This is a genomic window from Haloferula chungangensis, assembly GCF_042664875.1.
Taxonomy (GTDB): domain Bacteria; phylum Verrucomicrobiota; class Verrucomicrobiia; order Verrucomicrobiales; family Akkermansiaceae; genus Haloferula; species Haloferula chungangensis.
In genome coordinates this window covers 56,140-71,862 of the sequence record NZ_JBHTBS010000005.1, presented here as the reverse complement: position 1 = coordinate 71,862, position 15,723 = coordinate 56,140, and the positions used below count along the sequence as shown (strand labels likewise).

The window sequence follows — 15,723 nt, the reverse complement described above, 5'->3', positions numbered from 1 at the left end:
TGCCGCTCATTTTTTGGGCTTCTTGTCGGCACGCTCGATCTGCCAGGTACGGATCTTTTCCTCGGCCGGGGGAACCGGTCGGTCGAGCGACCAGAAGACGGCGTTGACCAGCATGCGGGTGAAGGCGGGCTCGCCGAAATCACCGGGATGGCCGAAGGAGCTGCCGAATACCTTGCCGCCCCACTCGTTCTCCCAAGCCCATGCCACCGGCGCGGTTTCGGTCTCCTTCACCTCGAAGGTGCCGAAGCTTTTCTTCATGACCCGCGACCGTCCTTTTCCCGTGCCTTTCACCAGCGGCACCGCCCCTTTTCCGAGATGAGCGAGGTAGAGCGTCCCTTGCGACACCCATTCCTTATCCTCAACGTTCGCCATGATCGGATGGTCGGCATGCTCTGCAATCACCTCGATTTTTGTCGTCCCCGATTGGTGAACGATGTACGGCGAACCGAGGGCTCGCGCGCCAAAGTCGTCGTTCCAGTGGGCGCGCGGATGACCTTTGGGATAGCGGAAAGCATGACTCGCCGTGCGCAGACCGATGACCGGCTTGCCGGACTTCAGGTAGTCTTCGATCGGCTGCCACTCGGCGTCCGGAAGGTTCAGGAATCGCATGAAAAAGATCGCGAGATCCGCATCCTCCAGCGCCTTAATGCCGGGAAGAACGTTCTCAGTCTTCTTTTCGGACTGCGCGTCGCCGCTCACAATCGTAGTGCGCAGACCCAAGCGCTCCAGCTCTTTGGCAAAGACGGGCATGGTCAGTTCCGGGGAATAATGAGGCGGGCCGACGACAAAAACCACGTGGGGACGGGTGTCCTCCTCGGCGTGGACGGGAGAAATGTGAGCCGGCACGAAGACGGCGAGAATCAGCAGGAGTTTTTTCATGGGTTTGGTCAATAGGCAGCCATGCGTTTACCTGCAGCCCATCGGACTTCTTTCGCCCGCCTGGCTGGATTAATGACATCATGAATCATGAAAAATCAGCTCAATCGGGGAATTCGCTTTTGCACAATCCAGAGAACAGCAACACCCAATGCTTGTCGCTATTCCCCGGTCGACTCCGGCAGCGACCCTTCTTAGGGGCCATCATATATTCGTATGATAGACGAACCATGCAATTCCGATAGGGTGGTCATCGTCTGGTGTAATGTAGGATGGCAGCCCTGGAGGGATCATGGACCAGCTTCAGAGGCTGACCATTTGTGGGTAACGATGAGCGGGGCATGGTTAATGGATTTCTCCATGCCCCGTCTCTAACTTCAGTCCACATCTGGGGACGACGAAGACGCTATTCCTGATCCGGGGCGTCCTCGACGCGGAAGAAATCCCTATGGGGATTGATGGATTCAGCAGGCACCCGGAAGGTCGAATCTCCATTCTCCAAGATGGCGCTGGTTTCTTCCGTGAACTCGCTGATGAGATCGTCGGAAGAGGTCAGAATGTAATCTGTTCCGCCAGGAGCGAAGCTAATCAGAAGATCGCCGGTCCCCGCTTCCATAACGATGTCGGTAACCTTCAAGTCTCCATTGTCCGGAAGTGGCAGATTGGTATTCGTGATCTGGAAGGCATTCATGTAAAAGAAGGTCGCGGCAGAATCGAAGCTCACCTGAACCGGATCCGTGCCATTGGAGGTGAAGACCTGCTGGTAAGTGCTGATGTCGCTAAACGCGGTGACCCCGGAAACCGGTGAGACCAAAGTAATATCCGAGGTTCCATTCGCACTGGTCACCGAAGCATTGAATGGGTCGGAGCGATCAGCCATGTCAACGTGGTGGGAAGTCCAGAGGTAATCTCCCGCAGGAAGTCCGGAAACGGTCACTACCAGCGGTTCAGAGTTGAGCGATCGGGAGTCGGATCCTACCCAACCGCGCTGGAAGTGCGACCACTCCGGGAGGCGGTTCGCACGATCGAACATCTGCTCGGTCCCGGCACCCACGGGATCGAGCCCATTGCCCCAAGAAAGCCCCACCGTGATATTGTCGACTCCACCGAAGGCCGAGTAAGTCTGATCGTCGAAGCTTGTCGGCACCTCGTGCAATGCCTCGTAAGGCTGGAAGCCCGCCGGGACCGGCAATGCCGTCGCTGGAGGAATAGCATCGCCCGGCTGGAAGTTGACGCGGAGTTCCGCAAGCTGCGCCGCTGACGGAACTTTCTCGGTCACTGTCGCATCGGTTCGGAAAATAAAGACCTCGGCAGGATCCAGATAACCGTCGCCATCCGTGTCTGCCAGGGCATGGTTGGTTCCGTTATCGATTTCCGAGCCATCCGGCATGCCATCCGCATCACTATCGGCGAGGTGCGGATTCGAGTTGGTAGGGAGCAATCCGGGGCCCGGATACCCCCCATCCAAATCAGGGTTCTCATCACCATCAAGGAGCCCGTCGCCATCAGTGTCAGGGTTCAAGGGATCCGTTCCGGTGGACATCACCCCAAGCCATTGCGCGGATTCGTTCAGCGCGATCTGTGCGGCTCGATCCTCCACCAGATCATCGTAACCATCATCATCGGTATCGAGCTTGTCGGCGCGGGTTTGCGCACCGAGGGTCGTGCCGAGGAACTCATCGATGTTGAGAAGTGTGCCGTCACCATCGAGATCGCCCAGGGAATCGTCGGTATTCGGATCGAGTCCATCCAGAAGGTTGTTGGCAATCTCATAGGGGTCCGTCATTCCATCATTATCCGTATCGATCGAATTGGGATTGGTGGCTTCCTGATTATAAGCGTAATTCTGCAATCCGAAGATTTCATCCAGATCGCTCAAACCGTCTCGATCCGAATCTGGGTGCGTCGGGTCGGTCGGCTCCTCGGAGAAATCGATGTTCTCGTAGCCGGTAATCTCGTGATTGTCATAAATGCCGTCGCCATCGGTATCCTGAAGATCGGCACGGGTTTGACCGTAGCCGTGGCTGACATTCGAGGCATTCAGTCCATCGTGTTCCTGAAGGTTGGTGAGACCGTCGAAATCAAAGTCCCCCAAAGCCCCGTAGGGACCGTCTTTCGCTCCCTCACTGGTCTCATCAAAGGTCCCGTCGTCAAACTTGTCGAGCCCGTTGGCATCCTCGTAGGCATCAAATAGCCCATCGCCATCCGTATCCGGATCAGGAATCGGGCCCGAATCAATGACGATGCCGGAGAAGCAGGCGCGCGATCCGTCGGCATCGACATTCGTATGGGTCCAGGCAAGGGTGTTGTAGAGTCCGTTTCCGGTATCAAAATGCATCGTGGTAACGACAGCCCCCGTTTGTTGCCCCAGAAAGGTCGGGTCAACCACACCTCCGGACGCCACGCGGTCCACTTGCCCAGGCCCGCTCAAGGTTGCCGTGATTTCCGCCGGATCATTGAAGGTTCCATAGAGGAAATAGACCGAGCCTGTCGTCAATCCCGTCAGGTCAATCGTCCCCGAAAAGTACCCCGTTCGAAGACCGGTGCTGGACGTCGCTCCGTCAAAATCCGGAACCGTCGTGAAGGGAAGCCCCCCCGTGTCCGGATCGCTCGTTTCCCACACACTGAGCCACCCACGCGAAGCACCATTGGTATTCGCCAACGGCGATGAGGCATCTCCGATGATGTTAGCAACTCCAGCGGCATAAGGCGTCACGACGCGAGTTACAGGATCGATTGCAGCACTGTTGTAAAAGGCGTAGTCGAGAACCGTTCCATCACCGAAGGTGCCATAGTAGGCGCCAGCACCACCGCCAAGTTCCGTGCTCTCCCAGCCGGCTTTGCCGTCGAAAACCGAGACATCCGTGGAATCATTCGCTTGGCCGTCCTGCCTGATCTCGGTGCTTCCGAATAAGGCTTGGGCGTTCGAACTCGCCACTGAAACAACCAAAAATGGAGGAATGAGGAACTTGATGGATATTTTCATATTGGTGGGTTTTTGAATCTTGGATTCTTATATCTTTGAATGACAAGTGAAGAATCGGTCTAAGACCTGCTCGCTCCCGCTGAAATCATGCAATTCACCCTGATACCGCGGCCGAGATTTCCAGGATCCCGATGGTGCCAATATTTCCGGTTCAGGCGAGAAAAACCGTCCAAATCGTAAGAAATGAGGATGACCGTGTAGTGCCCATGTAAGGGTGAATCAGCGCAATCAATTTCAGGAGATGCGCTTCCTCAGCTCGAGAATCCTGATCGCCACTCAGGTGCTCGTTCGTGGCTCACCGGGGGGTTCCCGCATGAAAAAATTCCCGGGCAGCCCGAGAGCCACCCGGGAACAACCCAGAGCAAATCATGATTTGCTGAAATTCTGTCGAACCTAGGCGCGACGACGTCGGGCGATAGCCCCCAGGAGTCCGAATCCAATGAGGACGCTCGATGAGGGTTCAGGAACCGGAGAGAATTCGACGAGGCTATCCTCATTCAGCGTTCCCGAAAAGGTGGTATCGCTGAATAGCAGCGTGCCATTGGGGAGCACCCCACCACTATCTCGAGCGCCAATGATGAATCCCAAGTCATCGCCGATCGAGTTGGCGGTGTTGGTTTCACCAAAAGTTCTCGATCCACTGACTTGAAAGCTATCGGCCCCGCTGAGAAAGGTTACGGTTTGCCCAGACACCCGGTTCCCTCCACCATTGTCGCCAGGCCAGATTGCAAACTGGACATTCCCGATCACATCATCCCCCCCGGCATCAAATGCCAACTCGTCGACCACCGTGACGCCATAGGATACAAAATCACCGACTTCATAAGTCAGATCGACCAGCAAGGAATAGCTGTTTCCCTGAAGATCAATGCCGGTGAGCGTGGTCGTCCCGGACCATCCGAAATGAGACGCAACCGTTACATTGTTGGCGGTAGCTACAAACACACTCTGAACCTGGTCATAGCCAACTGGAACAAGGCCGGGATCGTTGTTAGTAACTACCGGTGCCGACATGACTCCAGTCAGAGTTACCATTTCGCCCGATCCGGAGCCCTGGCCCGGAACGGTCGTGGTGTATGAGCCTGAGCCTGCCGAACTCCAACTAAATTCAACGGTCGCTCCAATCGCGAAGTTCGCGGCAAGCAAAAGCGTTGCCATGGTGTAATTTCTAGGGTTTTTCATGGGTCACGGTCAATACATCGGGGCGGCCTACCCAACCCCATTTAACGGTTATAGCCCGAATCCAGCTCGGTGGTCCATCGCACTTTCTTAGGATGGCAGACAGAATTCCGTGCTTGTCGCCGATGAATGACGTCAACCGCATTCGGAACCGGCAATTGGAATCGAATCGTGAAACATCCCTCAAAATTGGGATATTTGTTGATTGATCCCCCGTCCAAGCTGGACGACCACTCCCGACTCCCTATCACCTCGATCTGCCGAAATTACATATGATGGACTTCCCATTTGCCCAGCTGCGTCCGCACTTTCTTACATTTGGACGAATTACTCCATGGATCCCCCCACGGCGGGAAGACAACGAAATGCTCGCTCTCCTTGAGGACACGGCAATGCTCCAAAAACTTCTTCCCTGAAAACCCGATGATCGATCATATGAAAATATCAGGAGCGAGGAAGCCGGCGGCGGCACTACTGGGGCTCATGATCTCCACGCAGGCCCCGGCAGCGGAAATCCTGATGCCGCGCAGTGAGGACTACACTTCGATGTGGTGGGCGGAGGGTTTCCCCGGCGTGGTCGAAGGCGCGCCATGGGTGCGCTGCATCCAGACCGGTCACTACGCGATGGCGATGAACACCGAGACGATGCAGATCACCCAGCTCGGACCGGTCGCGAAAGGCAGCGACTATCAGGGATTCGGCCTGAGCCACCAACTCGATTGGGGTGACCCATCTCCCGCCGAACTCAAGCTCAGCATTTCCGCGAACGGCAAGACCTACCACTGCCGCGAAGGTGGCAAGTGGAGCCGCTTCACCGGACCCCGGCTGGTCGAGGCCGGACGCTATTTCCAACGAGGCGACATCACCGATCTCACATTCACCAGTGACGATGGAGAGAGGCTCAATGCCGAGACGCGCTTCGAGACGGCGGCGTGGCCCGACCGACTCGGGCTGATTCTAACAGCACGGCCGGGGCTCCAGAAAATCGTCGCGGGAGATGCGTCGTTCGGCAAGGTCGGCGGCGGATTCGGACTGGATGGCGAAAACTCTTTCGAGATCCCCCACAGCCCCTCGATCGATCCCGAAACCTTCACCCTCGAGCTCTGGGCCTTCGTGCCCGCCGACTACAGCGGCTCGAAACACGACTCGCCCTGGCTGGCCTGCAAGAACCGCAACGAATCGTCCGACGGCAACTATGGGATCATCATTCAACGCGGCATGCCGCAGGCGCGCCTCAATATCGGAGGCGGACGCGAGGGGCAGTTCTCCGTCAGACCGGAGGGTGGCCGCGGACTCGAGCTGGACGCCTGGAATCACCTCGCAATGAGCTACGACGGCGACACGCTGCGGCTTTTCCTCAATGGCCGGGAGGCCGGCTCCACGAAGGTCGGCCTCAAGCGCAAACCCGGCAAGCACGCGCTCGTCATCGGTCGCCGCGAGGACAATCACGGCGATGGCTATCACTTCCGCGGCGTGGTCGATGAAATCCGGATGCACGAGCGGGCGATCAGCCCTCAGGAGATCAGGCAGAGCTACCAACGACCCGGCACCCCGCGCCCGAAGATCACCGAATGGACATTCCAGGCCGATGGCCAGGCTTTGGATCAACTCCCTCGCGAAACCTGGAACGAGGTGGCGATGCAGATGCAACTCAGCACCGCGAAGGGTTCGCTGACTTTGAAGGACCGTCGGGATTTGAAAAGCCAGGGCGATTGGGAGCAGGTCGCGCTGGCCTTCGACCCAACGACTTTCGAAGAGCAGGAACCGACTCATCCGCTCCGCGTCGAGGCCAGCGAAATGGCCAGTGGAAAAGCCATCGAGGTCGAGTACGATCACGCCATCGGATGGCACCGGCTGCGCCTCGAGCGCATCCAGCCGATCGCTCCACCGGGCGTCGAAGGCCCTAGCAATGATGCGATCGAGCGCATCAAACTGAAGCTTTCAAATCCGGAAGACCATGAGGAGACCGCGCGACTGATGTTCGAAAAAGACCGCGGAGGATTCCAGCAGCGCATCGGCACCGCGATCACCGGCATCTCCGCGATGCTCCGCGATCCCGAGGGAAATCCGATCGGCGTGCCGGTGCAGCTCAGCAAAAACTGGCACAACGACCCCAAAGGCGGCGTCTATGCCGGCGCCTGGTTTCACGGCATCACCCAATTGCGGCTCCCTCCGAAAAGCACCACCGAACTCGAACTCACCCTCTGCTACGGCCACTGGGGCGGCGTGCCGGCGGCCTCGCATGCCCAGCTCAGCCTGATCGGCTGGGGAAACAACCAGCTCTGGCACCAGAGCGCGCTCGGATCGTGGGGCGAGAGCATCTGCTACGAACCCGAGCAGGGCCAGGCGAACTGCACCATCACCGACGTCCGCCCGGCGATGGTGCGCGGCAATCAAGAATCCGCGAAGTGGAAGTGGACCGGCAACATGGGCGGCGGCGACTTCTTTCGCTTCTTTGATCCGGAGGGCGAACGGATCGCCCACTCCGCGATGAAGACGACCATCCTCCGCCAGGGACCCTGCCTTTCTGAAGTCACCTACGCCGGCCGCATCGGCCAGGGCATCACCCACGCCAGCACGGTCAGCCTCGCCCGCACCGACGACATCGTGCGCGGCATCTATAAGGTCCGTCTCGATGTTCAGAAAGCGGCCGATTTCTCACGCTTCGTCGTCTTCCAGGTCGGGGCCGACACCTACAACTTCACCCGCGAACGCAAGATGGCGCTCGGCAACGAAGACGGGCTGATCAAGGAATGGGACACCCAATGGGGCGACGGCAAGGATCGTGGAGAGCCCATGGTTTGCCCCGGAGAGACCCCGTGGATCTCGCTCCACGAGCGCGACGGCTCCTTGGAAACGAAGCACGACGAAGGCGCAAATCGAGGCATTGTCATCCGTTCATGGAAAGCCAGGCTCGGCGGCAAGGAAACCGCTCCCTGGATCATCGAAAGAGGACTGGCCCGGGGGCGGGGCGAGAGTTCGAACATCAACATCGTCCCTCCCCCGGGAGTGACCCGTCTGGAACCGGGCGACTACGTCGAGGCGGTCTTCGAACACATCGTCATGCCGGAGTCCGCCGCCGAATACTACGGGCCTAGTAAGTCTCTCAAATCCGCATTGGAGAGTGGTGCCAATACCTGGAAGATGATTTCCCGCGAAGCGAAAGGCAACAACCGCCATCTCGTCATGAAGACCGGAAGCCTGAAACACATCCACCCGGACCTGCGTATCGCCACCGAAGGAAATCAGGCCGAGTTCACGCTATCCGGTGGCATCGGCTACGTGCCCGTGACCTTCACCGGTCTTTCCTCGTCGGATACCGGACGCTTGCTCGTCGATGGCAAAGCCCTCGACCAGAGCGTGCACGGGCATGATTTCTGGCAATGCGACTTCGATACGAAAACCCGAAGCTGGAGCCGGACCTACAACCTCCCCGCCAGCGCAAAAACGACTCAACACATCCAATTCAAACCCGAATGAAATCACTCCTCATCCTCTTGCTGAGCAGCGCACTGGCCTGCGCCGAAAGCAAACCCAACATTCTTTTCATTTTCGCCGACGATTGGGGTTGGGGCGACCTGAGCTGCCACGGCCACCCTTATGTGAAGACTCCGAACATCGACCGGCTTGCCGCCGAAGGCACCGACTTCCATCGCTTCACCGTGGCCAGCGGCGTGTGCTCGCCGAGCCGCACGGCGGTGATGACCGGACACTTTCCCGCGCGCTACGCCATCGACGGCCACTTCGCCTGGGTGCCGAGCAACGAGAAGCGCGGCATGCCCGATTGGCTGAGTCCGAAGGCCCCGCTACTCCCCCGCCTTCTCCAGCAAAGCGGCTACGCGACCGCCCATTTCGGCAAATGGCATCTCGCCAACGACATGATTCCCGATTCGCCGCTTCCGAGCGAATACGGCTATGACGAGTACGGTGCCTTCAACTGCGCCGGCGAGCAGATGCCGTGGCTCGACGACGCCCAGCGCACGATCTCCTTCATCGAGAAGAGCCAGAGTGAGAACAAGCCCTTCTTCGTCAACCTGTGGATCCACGAACCCCACACCCCCTTCCACGTCTTGCCGAAGTACCGCTGGCGCTTCCCCGATCTGGAGGAAAAGGACAACATCTACGCCGCCACGCTTTCCCATGCCGACGAGCGCATCGGCGAGGTGCTCGACGCGCTCGATCGCCTGAAGCTCACCGACAACACCCTCGTCATCTTCAGCTCCGACAACGGCCCCGCCCGAGCCCGGGAGAATGCCGAGCTCAATCTCAGCTACGACACCGCCACCGGCGCCGGCTACGGTAACGCCGCCTCAAGAGGCATCACCGGTGGTCGCAAAGGCTTCAAGGCCGCGCTCTTCGAAGGCGGCATCGGCGTGCCTTTCATCGCCCGCTGGCCCGGAAAGATCGCCGCCGGAAAAGTCGATGCGGATTCACTGATTTCCGCCGTCGATCTGCTGCCGACCTTTTGTGAAGTCGCCGGAGCCGAACTCCCCGATGACTACACACCCGACGGCGTCAATCAGCTAACGGTCCTAACAGGCAAGCCCGAAGCCATTCGCCAGAAGCCGCTTTTCTGGCGCATGAATGGCTCAGGCGACCCGAACAAACCCGATTCCTACCACTGGGTCTCCTTCGCCATCGTCGATCAGCACTGGAAACTCCTCAGCAACCAGGACGGCAGCCACCAGGAGCTCTACGACCTCGCCGCCGATCCTTTCGAAAAGAACGACCTCGCCAAAGAGCAAGCAGAAGTCCTCGCCGGGCTGAACAAGAAGCTCGCCGCCTGGAAGGAGACACTCCCGAAGGAAGCCGACTCAAGCTGCTTCTCATCGGAGCGATCGAGATAAAGCATCCCGAGAACAGCCGTGAAATTGAAAGCCTTCCTCCCCACCCTTCTGGTCGGTGTCATCGCTGGGCTCGGCCTCGCTTCAGAGCCTGGAGACGCGATCGACTACGAGTCCTTCCTCGGACGTCAGGACATGCTCTGGGATCGGGTTCCCAACCGTTGGGAAGTCGCTCCCTACACCGGAAACGGTCAGGTCGGCTTTCTTTTCTATCAGGCGCAGGGCGCCGCGAAGAACATCATTTCGATCCACGCCGGACGACACGACTACTACGACCATCGTCTTCCGCATGAAGGAAAGGAGCTGCTGTGGATCTACCGCAGCCGGCTGCCGCTCGGTCGATTCAATCTGGAATCGAAGGGCGAAATCAAGTCGGCCGATCTGCGCCTCAGCCTGTGGAATGCGGAGCTCAGCGGCGAGATCACGACCAGCGAAGGATCCTACCGTGTCCGCGGCCTGAGCCATGCCCTGCACGATGTGATTTACTTCGAAACAAAAGCCTCCGAGGGAGAATCGATCAGCATCAGTTGGCATCCCGAAACGCCGATCGCGCCGGTGAAGACAACGCTCGACGCCGGCGGCGGACCGAAGGGAGGTTCATGGGACGCCATGCGCGAAGCCCCCTACCCGCTTCCACCCGAACCAAGCTTGAGCGACGAGGACGGCACGAAGTTCTGCCACCAGCCACTCCATCAGCATCGCGGCGAGACGACCACCGGCTGGGAAGTCCGCGGTGAGCCGGATGGTCGGCAGACTCTAACGGCAAGCGTCCATCACAGCTTTCCTGAACGCGACAGTCGAGAAAAGGCGAAGGCCAACCTGAAGCAGGCCCAAACGATGCTCGCCGAAGGTTCCTTTTTCGACACCCATCGGAAATGGTGGCACGACTACTATCCGCTGAGTTTCCTGACCCTCAACGATCCGGAGAAGGAAGCCTTTTACTAGATCCAGATGTACAAGTTCGCCTCCGCCACCCGCAGCAATGGCCCGGTGATGGACCTGATGGGCCCGTGGTACCACAAGACCTTCTGGCCGATGGTCTGGGGCGACCTGAATGTCGAACTCCAGTACTGGACCCACCTCACCGCCAACCGCCTCGACGTCGGTTCGTCCCTGCCGAACTGGTTCGACAAGCACGAGGCGCAGCTCTTCAAGAACGTCCCCGACCATTGGAACGACAGTGCCGGACTCGCGACCCTCTTTCCACAGGATCTGGTCGCGCATCAGGGCGGAAGCGTCCCGGACATGCTCTGCTGGATCCTCCACGACTACTGGCTGCACTGCGAATTTGCCGGAGATCACGAGCGAATGCGCGACGGGCTCTTTCCCAAGCTGCGCGGCGTGGTGAATAGCTACCGGAACTACCTGAAGGACAATCCGGTAAAGTCCGACGACGGAACGATCCACATCAAGAACAGCTGGTCGCCCGAGTATCCGGGCGGACGCGGACAGGACATCAACTTCACCATCGGCCTGATGCGCTGGAGCCTGCAGACCTTGTTAGACATCAACAAGGAGCATGATCTGCAGGACCCGTTGACGGCCGAATGGAAGGACATGCTCGATCGGCTCGTCGACTTTCAGATCGATGAAAACGGTCTGCGCATCGGCAAGGACATCCCTTTCGACAAGCCGCACCGCCACTACTCGCACCTGCTTCCCTTTTATCCGCTCGCCGTGCTGAAACCGGACACCGAGGACGGCAAAAAGCTCTTGAGGACATCGCTCGACCACTGGCTCGACGTCACTTTCAAGCGCGAGCAGAAGGACTCCGCGATGCCGGTCACCGGCTACACCGCGACCGGCGCCGCCTCGATGTATGCGACGCTCGGCGATGCGGAGAAAGCCTATCACTATCTCGATTTCCTGATCCAACATGACCGCGTCTCGCCGACCACGATGTATGCCGAGGGAAATCCGGTCATCGAAAGTCCGCTGTCCTTCGCCACCTGCATCCACGACATGCTGCTCCAGAGCTGGGACGGAAGAATCCGCGTCTTCCCGGCCGCGCCTGAGGTCTGGGGCGATGTCGCTTTCCACGAATTCCGCACCCAAGGTGCCTTTCTGGTTAGCGCCAAAAAAGTGGGTGGCCTCACCGAGTTCGTCACGGTGAAAAGCCTGATCGGTTCACCCTGCGTTGTTAGAACCGACATCCCGACTCCGACAGTTTTCATCAATGGTAAAGTGGCGGTCCCCGGCAAGGTGCTCCGAGATGACGAGGGCTTCTACCAAATCGACATCGGAAAAGGGGAACAAGTCACCTTCACCGCAAAGCCTCTCGAGGAAACCGATTTTCATATCGAACCCATTCCCGTGGACGATGACGACCGTCACCTTTTCGGTCTGAGCGAAAAGACGCTCCGTCTTCCCGGCCATCGCCACTATTACAAGGAGAGAAGCTCCACAAATCGATGAGGCTACCGACCCTCGCTATCCTGGTTGGCACGATGCTCCTGGCGCCTTGGCTTACGGCGGCGGGCGGACCGAACATCATCTTCGTGCTCTCCGACGACCAACGCTATGATTCGTTGAGCCTCACCGGCAATGCCGTCACCCAAACGCCAAACCTCGATCGACTGGCGAATGAAGGCGTGTTCTTCACCCAAGCCTTCGTCACCAGCCCAATCTGCGGGCCGAGCCGCGCCAACTTCCTCACCGGCCAGTGGGAAAGGAAGAACAGGATCGGCTTCACCTCCGTCTCTACCCACTTTATTTCCGAAAAGGTCTTCGAAGACAGCTTTCTGATGAAACTGAAGAAGGCCGGCTACTCGACGGCATTCATCGGCAAGCACCACACCAAGATCGGCGACCGATCAAACACGCCGCTGAAGAAGAACATCGACTTCTGCTACATCAAGGAGGGGCACCTCGGGTTCCATCTCGACAAGCATCCGGTATTCTCGAACCTGAAGCACAAGACGCAGATCGAGGGACTGTTTGAAGCGACCGAGGCCTACCTGAAGCTCGCCGGCGAAACCGACTACTTCTTCGAAAACGCCGACAAGTCGCTCGAGAACTGCCTGAAGCGCCGCGATCCGGACAAGCCATTCTGCGCCTGGATCAACTTCAACCTGCCGCACGCCGCTAGCATCGGCGGAATGGGCTCGCGGCCGGACGACCCGGAGATCTACTCCGAACTCTACGCCGACCAGATAGACAGGATCGCCCTTCCCGATGACTATCCCGTCGAGATCCCCTTTCCCGCAGAAGTCTTCAAGGAGGACGACCTGATGGGCTACTACCGGACGAAGAACCGGAATGCCCTGTTAGACACCAAGTTGAAGATGAGCCGGGCGGTCTTCGCGATCGATCGATTCATCGGCGAGCTGCGCAAGCTGCTCGCGGAGATCGGCGAGGATGACAACACGATCATCATCTTCACCTCCGACAACGGACTGCTGCTCGGCGAGCACGGTCTCGGTGGAAAAACCTTTCTCCATGAGGATTCGGTTCACGTGCCTTTGATCATCTACTCGCCTTTCTTCGCCGAGAACCGTCGCGATCAGCGTTCCGAAGCACTGGTCGTCGGGCAGGACGTCTCCGCGACGATCCTCGATCTCTGCGGTGTGGAGCGTCCGGCCTCCTATCAGGGACGAAGCCTGAGACCGTTGATCGAAGGGCGCGCGACCGACTGGCGGAAGGACATCTTCCTCGAGAACCTCTTCACCGACCAGGGCTACCCTCGAATGGAGGCCGTGCGGGGCGGACAGTTCAAATACATCCGCTACTTCCGCAAGGATCTGGACCGCTTGAAGTACCTGCCTGATGCATCGATCTCCGGCGAGCAGCCGATCTATGAAGAGCTCTTCGACCTGAAGAAAGATCCTGGCGAGAAGAACAACCTCGCAGGCCATCCGGAATACGCATCCCTCCTGAAGCAGCACCGCGCCCGATGCCAACAGCTCGTCGAGGATCTGGCTGGATCAGAGGAATGAGTATGACGGCGAATTTCGCGCAATCCTAAAGAATAGGGATACCCAGAATCACCTTGGAAACTAGATTGGGTGTTTATTAATGGTCTTCGCCAAAGTACGTTAGGCAGAAGTACCGACACATTCATCATGAACATCAAGCTGACCAAACACTGCCTCATGGCAGCCGCCGCCATGGGGCTTTGCGCTCCAGCCTACACTCAAGAAATGGACAAGATGTGGGGCGAGTCCGTCGTCAAACTCCGAGCCGAGAACGCCAAAAAGGGTCAGCTCTTTGAAGAGGGAAACTATGCCATGTTTATCCACTGGGGACTCTACTCGCAGCTGGCAAACCTGGTCGACGGCAAGACCTACTACGGCATCGGCGAGTGGATCATGAACAAGAACATGGCGGGCATTCCGATCGCTGAATACAAGGAACTCGCCAAGGAATTCAACCCGGTCAAGTTCGACGCCAAGGCGATCGCCCAGCTCGCCAAGGACGCGGGCATGAAGTACATCATCATCACCAGCAAGCACCACGACGGCTTCGCGATGTACCACTCGAAGTCGAACAAGTTCAACGTGGTGGATGCGACTCCCTACGGCCATGACCCGATGAAGGACCTGGCCAAGGCCTGCGAGGAAGTCGGCATCGGCTTCGGCTTTTACTATTCCCACAATCAGGACTGGACCTTCCCCGGTGGCGGAAATGGCCCCGGGAAAGACGAAGAGGGAAACCGCGCGACCTTCGACGACTACTACCTTAAAAAGTGCCTTCCGCAGGTGAAAGAGATCACCAGCGAGTATGGCCCGATCGAGATCGTCTGGTTCGACACGCCCGGCAAGATCCCCAAGAAGTATGTCGAGGAACTCGTCGAGGTCGTCCGCCAGAATCAACCGGACGCGATGATCTGCGGACGGGCGGGCCATGGCTTGGGCGACTATCAGTCGCTCGGTGACATGGAGGTGCCGGTGAAGAACGTGGAAGGTCTCTGGGAAACCGTGGATACCACCAATGATTCCTGGGCCTACGCCTATTACGACGAGAATTGGAAGACTCCCAAGGTGATTCTGGACCGCCTGATCGCCACAGTCGCACGCGGCGGGACCTACATGCTCAACATCGGACCACGTGGTGACGGTTCCGTGCCCCAGCACGCAGTTGATTCCCTGCGGGAATCCGGAGAATGGATCCGCCGGTACCCGCAGGTCGTGTATGCCACCGACGCCTCGCCGTGGGAACACGCCTTGCCTTGGGGTGATGTGACCGTGAAGGGCAACAAGATGTTTCTCTCCGTCTTCGAATGGCCGGATTCCGGCGAGCTTTGCCTCCCCGGGCTGAAGAGCGAGATCAAGTCCGCACGCCTCCTCGACGGCGACAAATCGGAAAGCGTCGAACACAAGAAGGTGAATGGATGGACCCGATTCAGCGTGCCTCTCGCCGCTCCTGAAAAACTGGTTTCAGTCATCGAAGTCGAACTCGACGGCCCACCGGAAGCGGATCCGACTTTCGGACTCGATCCCGAAATCAGAACCGAAATCAGGTCGGACTTCTCAAGCGTCGAGGGTGCCGCCAAGAACTCGACCCGCTGGATGGAAAAGTTCGGCGAGTGGAAGCACGTCGATCGGGTCACCGAGTGGACGAAAGACGGCGCCGCCACCTGGGAAGTGGAGGTGCTTGAACCCGGAAACTATCAGGTTGACCTCACTTATGCCGGTGAAGGACGCCTCGTCTGGAAGGTCGCCGTGGAAGGCGGCGAGGCCATCCAGAACCAGCAGAATTCCTCGCACAACTATCAGTCCTTCCCGATCGGGTGGCTCGAATTTCCAAAGCCCGGTCGCTACAAGGTGAGTGTTTCCTGCATCGAAGGAAACACCGAAACCGCGAGCCTCAAATCGATCGGATTCCTCCGGGTCCCTTAAT

At 58.4% G+C, this 15,723-nt stretch carries 9 protein-coding genes; 6 read left to right on the top strand and 3 right to left on the bottom strand.

Annotated features, from left to right (window positions below; genetic code table 11):
* Positions 1–6: 6 nt before the first annotated feature.
* The 3 genes from ACFQY0_RS11270 to ACFQY0_RS11260 all read right to left on the bottom strand — a co-directional run bounded on the left by ACFQY0_RS11270 (position 7) and on the right by ACFQY0_RS11260 (position 5,020).
* A complete protein-coding gene (locus ACFQY0_RS11270) occupies positions 7–879 on the bottom strand; it encodes a ThuA domain-containing protein (RefSeq protein WP_379712362.1) in 873 nt (290 codons plus the stop codon).
* A gap of 403 nt (positions 880–1,282) precedes the next feature.
* The gene (locus ACFQY0_RS11265; RefSeq protein WP_379712360.1) at positions 1,283–3,862 is read right to left on the bottom strand and encodes a hypothetical protein; all 2,580 of its coding nucleotides are present in this window, start codon (positions 3,860–3,862) and stop codon (positions 1,283–1,285) included.
* Between the two features lie 393 nt (positions 3,863–4,255).
* Positions 4,256–5,020 carry a PEP-CTERM sorting domain-containing protein gene (locus ACFQY0_RS11260; protein ID WP_379712358.1) on the bottom strand — a complete coding sequence of 255 codons (765 nt, stop codon included), beginning with the start codon at positions 5,018–5,020 and terminating at the stop codon, positions 4,256–4,258.
* Positions 5,021–5,524: 504 nt separating this feature from the next.
* On the opposite strand from ACFQY0_RS11260, the gene ACFQY0_RS11255 reads away from it, so the two are divergent.
* The 6 genes from ACFQY0_RS11255 (at position 5,525) to ACFQY0_RS11230 (ending at position 15,722) form a co-directional block, all read left to right on the top strand.
* On the top strand, positions 5,525–8,521 hold the full coding sequence (locus tag ACFQY0_RS11255; RefSeq protein WP_379712356.1) for a LamG domain-containing protein: 2,997 nt from the start codon (positions 5,525–5,527) through the stop codon (positions 8,519–8,521).
* Entirely contained in the window at positions 8,518–9,888 is a 1,371-nt protein-coding gene (locus tag ACFQY0_RS11250) for a sulfatase family protein (protein WP_379712354.1), read from the top strand. The genes ACFQY0_RS11255 and ACFQY0_RS11250 overlap by 4 nt, the downstream gene beginning before the upstream one ends.
* Before the next feature lie 18 nt (positions 9,889–9,906).
* Positions 9,907–10,830, top strand: a complete 924-nt coding sequence (locus ACFQY0_RS11245) for a hypothetical protein (protein ID WP_379712352.1) — start codon at positions 9,907–9,909, stop codon at positions 10,828–10,830.
* 6 nt (positions 10,831–10,836) lie between these two features.
* Positions 10,837–12,300: a glycosyl hydrolase family 95 catalytic domain-containing protein gene (locus ACFQY0_RS11240; protein ID WP_379712350.1), complete on the top strand. Its 1,464-nt coding sequence runs from the start codon at positions 10,837–10,839 to the stop codon at positions 12,298–12,300.
* 32 nt (positions 12,301–12,332) lie between these two features.
* Entirely contained in the window at positions 12,333–13,820 is a 1,488-nt protein-coding gene (locus ACFQY0_RS11235) for a sulfatase-like hydrolase/transferase (protein ID WP_379712348.1), read from the top strand.
* 126 nt (positions 13,821–13,946) lie between these two features.
* Positions 13,947–15,722 carry an alpha-L-fucosidase gene (locus ACFQY0_RS11230; protein ID WP_379712346.1) on the top strand — a complete coding sequence of 592 codons (1,776 nt, stop codon included), beginning with the start codon at positions 13,947–13,949 and terminating at the stop codon, positions 15,720–15,722.
* The last annotated feature ends 1 nt before the right edge of the window (position 15,723 follow it).

Coding starts and splice junctions, on each gene's coding strand:
- ACFQY0_RS11270 (WP_379712362.1), bottom strand. CDS start 879: ATGAAAAAACTCCTGCTGATTCTCGCCGTCTTCGTGCCGGCTCACATT.
- ACFQY0_RS11265 (WP_379712360.1), bottom strand. CDS start 3,862: ATGAAAATATCCATCAAGTTCCTCATTCCTCCATTTTTGGTTGTTTCA.
- ACFQY0_RS11260 (WP_379712358.1), bottom strand. CDS start 5,020: ATGGCAACGCTTTTGCTTGCCGCGAACTTCGCGATTGGAGCGACCGTT.
- ACFQY0_RS11255 (WP_379712356.1), top strand. CDS start 5,525: ATGATCTCCACGCAGGCCCCGGCAGCGGAAATCCTGATGCCGCGCAGT.
- ACFQY0_RS11250 (WP_379712354.1), top strand. CDS start 8,518: ATGAAATCACTCCTCATCCTCTTGCTGAGCAGCGCACTGGCCTGCGCC.
- ACFQY0_RS11240 (WP_379712350.1), top strand. CDS start 10,837: ATGTACAAGTTCGCCTCCGCCACCCGCAGCAATGGCCCGGTGATGGAC.
- ACFQY0_RS11235 (WP_379712348.1), top strand. CDS start 12,333: ATGCTCCTGGCGCCTTGGCTTACGGCGGCGGGCGGACCGAACATCATC.
- ACFQY0_RS11230 (WP_379712346.1), top strand. CDS start 13,947: ATGAACATCAAGCTGACCAAACACTGCCTCATGGCAGCCGCCGCCATG.